We start from the raw sequence: 5,948 nt of genomic DNA, 5'->3' as shown, positions 1-5,948 counted from the left end.
GCCTTTCGCGGGGATGACATCATTCTGTATTATTTGAGTCATTCCCGTGAAAACGGGAATCCATTCTCAGCTTACCTCATCACTTTGCTGGAGAGAAGAGCAGTTTGTCTGCGGCAAACAGCTTCAAGAAGGACCTCGCGAAACTTCAAAACTTAAGTCATAGTTACCTATCAGTTTTAATTTCTTATAATTTATTTGAAGAAATTTCGCTTAAAAAAGCATTTTGTTTATCATAAGGATCTGTAAATTTTGTTTTCTGGTTAAAAAAGGAGAAAACAGAATGTTGTAAAGTATTATTCAATTGCTCTTTATGCTTTTTATCCATGACTTTATTCGAAATTAAATGGATGAATTACCTGTAACATAAGGGATGAGCAATGAATTCATAGAAAAACCCAATGCAGGAAAACCCGCATGAGAGACTTGTTGAAATGTTGCATGAATTACAGCCAAACGAAAGCAATAATAGAGGATAAGATTATTAATTTCCTTTATTTCAGTAATTTCTATCACGGGTTCTAATTTGTTGGTAAATGGAATCTGGTTTTGTATGCAAACCTGATAAAGCTGAAAAAAATTCTTTTTAGCTAGTAACAAATTAAACTTTATCAAATTGTAAAATAATTTCTTTTAAATTCAGGTTATTTCTTATTATTCTCAATTTGATATTGATACTATTTACTTGTAACGACTGTCTGCTTTACATTGAAACCCCCGCCTAAAGCATTGTAAGTTTGAACGATACTGGTTAATAATTGGGTTTTTTCCTGTATTAAAGTAAGCTGATAGCGATCCACATTTATTTTGGCATTCGCTGCATCACGATAGTCTTTTGCGCCTGCCTTGTATTGGGAAAATGCGATGTTGTAGAGTTTTTTTGCGGCTACATAGCCATTTTGTGTTTGGAGATATTCAGCACGTTTTTTTTGTTCATTAGTAAGATGATTATCCACATCAGCGAATGCTGCCCTTAGTGTTTGCAAGTAATCATAATAAGTTGCTATATAGCGTGCCTTGGCCGCTTTAATAGTTTGATAGGCATTGCCATTCAGAAGTTTAATGGCAGCAAGGGCCTGATTGGTCCAAAATCCTCCGGTTAATCCCAAAAGTTTTTTTAAATCCAATGAAATGCTTCCCGCTGTACCGGTTAGAGCAATAGAAGGAAAAAATGCTGAGTAAGCGATGCCAAGTTCTGCATTGGCTGTTTTTATATTATTCAAGGCTACCATAACATCCGGTCGGTTTTTTAAAACCGAAGAGGGGAGATTGTTAGGAATCAGATTATTGGTCTTAAGAGAAGACAACGTATAAATTGTAGTCATGGAACCAGGATTTTGATTCAATAATAGATGAATAGCGTTTTCAGTTTGTGCAATGGCGTTTTCAATTTGAGGTATTTTTGCCTTCTCTTGAGCGATTTCTTGATCAAGAGTTGTTGTTCTTTCGATATCATCGGCTCCTTTTTTATAACGGACTTGCTCCAGCTGGCTTAATTTTTTCAAATCTTCGATAAGAATTTTTTCTCTGTTTAATTGTTCACGTTGACTCAAAAGTAAAAAATAGGAATGACTCATCTGAGTAATTATTCTTAATTGAGTCGCTTGCGCAAGGGCGCGTTTTATAGCTAATGAACTCCCCGCTGCTTTCACATTATTAATATTTTGCAGAATGTTTAATGAATAAGTGGGGGTAAGGCCAGCGTTATAACCATGAAATTTTAAGTTGGAAATATTGTTAATCATACCACTTCTGGCCAAATTTCCTTTGGGAGTGAGGTTTGCATCCCAGGTACCGCCGCCAAAACCTCGCACGGAAGCGTCCAGGGTAGGGAACCAGTCATATAGGGCAGCCTGTAATTGCGCTTGGGCTTGATCAATCGTTGCATTTGCACTTTGGATTTCATTATTTGAAGCAAGCGCTTTTTCAATAAGCTGATTAAGTTCAGGATTTTTGAATTTTTCCCACCAGCGAGTGCAACTGAAATCTCTCTTGTCGGCAGTATAAGATTGGCCACTACGTGTTCGAGAAGGGTATTTTAAACCACCTTTCTCATTAGCAGGTAAAAAAGTTTTTTGACAGCCTTCTATGAATACAAGAAATAAATATAGCCATAGTATTTTAGGTTTCATAATTCCCACTAGTCCAATGTTGTTCTAAATATCTTTCCGGTTAAAATAATTAAAATACAGGCTATTAATAGAATGGGTAAAATATTGGGGATAATTTGCTCCATATTATTGGCTTTAAGCAAGATTCCCCGTGTGATTCGAGTAAAATAGGTCATGGGAAAACAGTAGCCTAATAGCTGGGCCCACTTTGGCATGCCGAAAAAAGAAAAGATATAACCCGACAGAAAGATAGAGGGTAATTGAAAAAAGACGCTAAGCTGCATCGCCTGCATAGGGGTGGTGGCAATTGTAGAAAAGATCATGCCTACCATTAAATTAGCAATAATAAAAGGGAGCGCTGCAATATACAGCAAGAGCAAGTTTCCTTGTATAGAAATGTTGATTAATATTTTGCTAAAAATTAAAACACTGGTCAGTTGTAAATAGCCGAGAATAATATAGGGCACTACCTTTCCGACAATAATTTCAAAGGGTTTTAATGGGGTCGTTAAAAGCATTTCCATGGTACCTGATTCTCTTTCAGAGGTGATGGCTGTTGAAGTAAGCATCACCATGGTTAGCGTCAATAAAACGCCAATTAGTCCAGGAACAATATTAAACGCACTAATATTGGATTCATTATAGAGTCGATGAATGGTAAGATTGACATTTCGTGTCGAGTTGATTGTTGGTGGGGGCATTCCTAAACCTTGTTTGGCAAATCGTGCCAGGGTTTGATTCAGTATAGGTTGAATATAGGCTATTGCTCCTGCATTGCTGCCTGGATCGGAGCCATCAATTTCAGCCAAAAGTTGCGGATTCTCTCCTCGTATATATTTTCGCGAAAAATTAGCCGGGATGGTAAAAGCCAGACTCATATTGCCGCTGGCAAAATTCAGATTTTTTTTAGTTTCATCAGTAGAAACATCCACAATTTCATAATAGTTTGAAGCAGCCAGTGCACTGATAAAATCTCTGGTCAATGGTGAATGATCATAACTAATGATAGTTGTGGGCAAATGTTTGGGATCAAATTGAATGGCATATACAAAAATAATAAGGAGCATGATAGGCAGTATGACTAACATGGCAATGGTACCCCAGTCCCGCGTAATGACGATAAATTCTTTACGGATTAGCCCTGCTATTCGTCCAGTGGATATGCTATAAAATCTGGAGGATCGGTCAGTCATTGCATTAATCCTATAAAAACCTCTTCAAAGGACGAAGTGACCGCTTTAAAAGAAAATTCGCTGTGCTTCTCAATAAGCTGATTTAATTTTTCCTGATTGCGAGATGAAATTCGCAAGTCATTATTTACAATGGACGTTAAGAGTTCCGGGTAGGAACGATTAATTATTTGGATCAATGTATTTTGCTCCTGTCGGTCGCCCTCCAATATCCAGGTTTTTACTCCTGAAGAAGGGATCAAATTTTTAGTGCTTCCAGCGTAAAGAAGCTTACCCATATTGATATAGGCGAGATCAGTGCATTTTTCTGCTTCATCGGTATAGTGTGTCGTTACCAGAATAGTGGTGCCGTTTTCTATGGAAATTTTATGCAGATAATCCCAAAATTTTTTACGTGCTTTGGGGTCCATGCCTGCGGTTGGTTCATCCAGAAATAATAATTGGGGCTTGTGAATGATGCAGCACGCTAAAGCCAGTGTTTGTCGCCATCCTCCCGATAAACTTTTTGCCGGGATATTTCGGTAAGGTTCTAATGCCAGTTGTTCAATAGTGTCTTTTATTGCCTGATTTGATTGATTGATTCGATAAATATTGGCAACAAATCTTAAGTTTTCGTAGACGGTCAATCCATTATAAAAACTGAATTTTTGTGGCATGTAACCGATGTGTTTTTTGATTTCATCGCTTTGGGTTTTAATATTATAGCCCAAGCAGATCCCTTCGCCGGAAGTTGGAGTTAAAAGACCGCAAATCATACGTATAGTCGTTGTTTTACCACTACCATTAGAACCAAGAAATCCAAAAATAGCCTCTCGTTTTACCGTTAAAGAAAGATGATCAACAACCGTTTTTTTGTTGAATTCTTTGGTTAATTCCTTAATGTCAATAGCCAGCTTGTCCATTTATCCAGGTTCCACTGTTACAGGTTGACCAAGATGTGTTTGTTCCAGATCAGGATTTTCCAGTTTTGCTTCAACGCGAAAAACAAGTTTTTGACGCTCTGCCTGAGAATAGATAATAGGAGAAGTATATTCGGCGATATTGGAGATATATGAAATACGAGCCGGGTCAGGTTCTGCTTTACCATCGGTCAGAATGTTAACTCGTCCATTCAGTGTGATGTGACTGAGTAATGGTTGTGGTACAAAAAATATCACTTTAAGATTTTTGGCGGTAATTAACGATAATACCGGATAACCACCTTGCACAAATTCTCCTGGTGTATAATAAGTATCGAATATAATACCGGATTGAGGTGCATAGCTTTCTTTGCGCTTTGCTACCCATTTTTTTGCGGTAGTATCAACCTGATTATTTTTAATTTTAAAGTCGATTTCTTCAAGCTGATGTTGAGAGGCGTCTAAATCCTTTTTAGCCACTTCAAGATCATTTTGACTGGCAGCATTTTGTTTGCGCATTCCCTGAATTCGGTGATAATTAATTGTATTGTAGTCGTGTTGAACTGCAATTTGTTGTCGCTGAGCAAGTAAATCTTTACCGCTTAATTGGCTCATTTCAATAGTATAAAGTTCATTAGTTTGTTCGAGTTTAAAAAGGAGTTGATTATTTTGGACAAGTTGTCCTTTTCGCACAGGCCGCTCAACCAGCCTGCCGCCAAAATCTGCAGATAAATACACGAGATCAGTGTCAATATATCCACCGAAATGGTTATTGTTTTCATTGTTGCTCTGACAGGCAATTAAAAAAAGGGTAATTAGCCCGCTAAAGATCAATCTATGCATTTAATCGTCCTGATGAAGAGGAGCTACCTTTTTTCTGCTATTACTTGCGATTACGGAATTCATTTTACTTTACGTTGAAACCTTTGATTGAATCAAGAATAAAACGCTGTTAGTTATAAAAGATACTCGGGAAAATCCATAGGGATAGTCCTGCCCGCTTACTATTTAACCTCAATATGAAATTAAAATTTTTTCTGCTACTCTTAATCAGAGAGGCTAAGGAGAAAGAATCATGTATAAAAGGGTCTTGTTTGCAACTGATTTTGATGAAGTAGGCATTCGAGCAGCGCATAAAGCAAAGAAAATTGCTGATGAAAATAAGGCTGATCTACTTCTTGTTCATGTGGTGGAGCCAATTCCCGCTTACGCATACCCTGGTTTTGCAGGATTTGCTGAAGTAGAGGTGTCAATACGAGAACAGGCTGAAAAAGAGCTGGCTAATCTTGCCAAACAGTTAGGTGTGGATGATAAACATTGCATGATCGAATTTGGTTCTACGAAAAATGAAATATTGCGTGTGGCACAAGAAAAGAAAATTGATTTAATTGTTACAGGCAGTCATGGTAAACACGGTCTTGCGCTCCTGCTTGGCTCCACAGCGAATGCTATTTTACATGGCGCACAATGTGATGTACTGATTGTTCGTCCTCTTCCTGACCATATTGCCTGATTCAAGTATGTGGCTGTTGCAGGGCGGAGGAAATAGCCATTCTTTCCGCCAATTGAGTCAAGTGCCCTTAAAAAAAGCCAGGGGAGTGGTGTTTTTGTTCCTCGGGAGCAGCCGTTGATTGAGGAGCTTCTCTATGCTCCATCTGGGAAAGACGAGCCATGATAAGTTCCATCTGAGTTTTCATTGCTTGCTCTTGCTTTTCCATCTTGGCCTGCATTGCCTGCTGCTGCGCCTTAAG

The 5,948-nt window shown here is 38.1% G+C and carries 6 protein-coding genes; 1 reads left to right on the top strand and 5 read right to left on the bottom strand.

What is annotated here, in order from left to right:
* Positions 1 to 339: 339 nt before the first annotated feature.
* The 5 genes from T345_RS0112255 to T345_RS0112235 form a co-directional block, all read right to left on the bottom strand.
* A complete protein-coding gene (locus T345_RS0112255; protein ID WP_028389595.1) occupies positions 340 to 597 on the bottom strand; it encodes a hypothetical protein in 258 nt (85 codons plus the stop codon).
* Between the two features lie 77 nt (positions 598 to 674).
* Positions 675 to 2,129 carry an efflux transporter outer membrane subunit gene (locus T345_RS0112250; protein ID WP_207385037.1) on the bottom strand — a complete coding sequence of 485 codons (1,455 nt, stop codon included), beginning with the start codon at positions 2,127 to 2,129 and terminating at the stop codon, positions 675 to 677.
* 8 nt (positions 2,130 to 2,137) lie between these two features.
* Complete coding sequence (locus T345_RS0112245; protein WP_035919027.1) at positions 2,138 to 3,301, bottom strand: ABC transporter permease; 1,164 nt, start codon at positions 3,299 to 3,301, stop codon at positions 2,138 to 2,140.
* A complete protein-coding gene (locus tag T345_RS0112240) occupies positions 3,298 to 4,200 on the bottom strand; it encodes an ABC transporter ATP-binding protein (RefSeq protein ID WP_028389592.1) in 903 nt (300 codons plus the stop codon). The genes T345_RS0112245 and T345_RS0112240 overlap by 4 nt, the downstream gene beginning before the upstream one ends.
* Positions 4,201 to 5,040, bottom strand: coding sequence for an HlyD family secretion protein (locus tag T345_RS0112235; protein ID WP_028389591.1), 840 nt, complete (start codon positions 5,038 to 5,040; stop codon positions 4,201 to 4,203). It lies immediately after the preceding gene.
* A gap of 232 nt (positions 5,041 to 5,272) precedes the next feature.
* Here T345_RS0112235 and T345_RS0112230 point away from each other — a divergent pair, with 232 nt between their 5' ends.
* Positions 5,273 to 5,710, top strand: a complete 438-nt coding sequence (locus T345_RS0112230) for a universal stress protein (RefSeq protein WP_028389590.1) — start codon at positions 5,273 to 5,275, stop codon at positions 5,708 to 5,710.
* Positions 5,711 to 5,948: the final 238 nt, after the last annotated feature.

The sequence above is a fragment of the Legionella fairfieldensis ATCC 49588 genome, from assembly GCF_000621525.1.
In the GTDB taxonomy this organism is placed as follows: Bacteria; Pseudomonadota; Gammaproteobacteria; order Legionellales; family Legionellaceae; genus Tatlockia; species Tatlockia fairfieldensis.
The sequence above is the reverse complement of the archived record's forward strand: the minus strand, read 5'-3'. Positions and strand labels throughout refer to the sequence as shown.

Coding starts and splice junctions, on each gene's coding strand:
- T345_RS0112250 (WP_207385037.1), bottom strand. CDS start 2,129: ATGAAACCTAAAATACTATGGCTATATTTATTTCTTGTATTCATAGAA.
- T345_RS0112245 (WP_035919027.1), bottom strand. CDS start 3,301: ATGACTGACCGATCCTCCAGATTTTATAGCATATCCACTGGACGAATA.
- T345_RS0112240 (WP_028389592.1), bottom strand. CDS start 4,200: ATGGACAAGCTGGCTATTGACATTAAGGAATTAACCAAAGAATTCAAC.
- T345_RS0112235 (WP_028389591.1), bottom strand. CDS start 5,040: ATGCATAGATTGATCTTTAGCGGGCTAATTACCCTTTTTTTAATTGCC.
- T345_RS0112230 (WP_028389590.1), top strand. CDS start 5,273: ATGTATAAAAGGGTCTTGTTTGCAACTGATTTTGATGAAGTAGGCATT.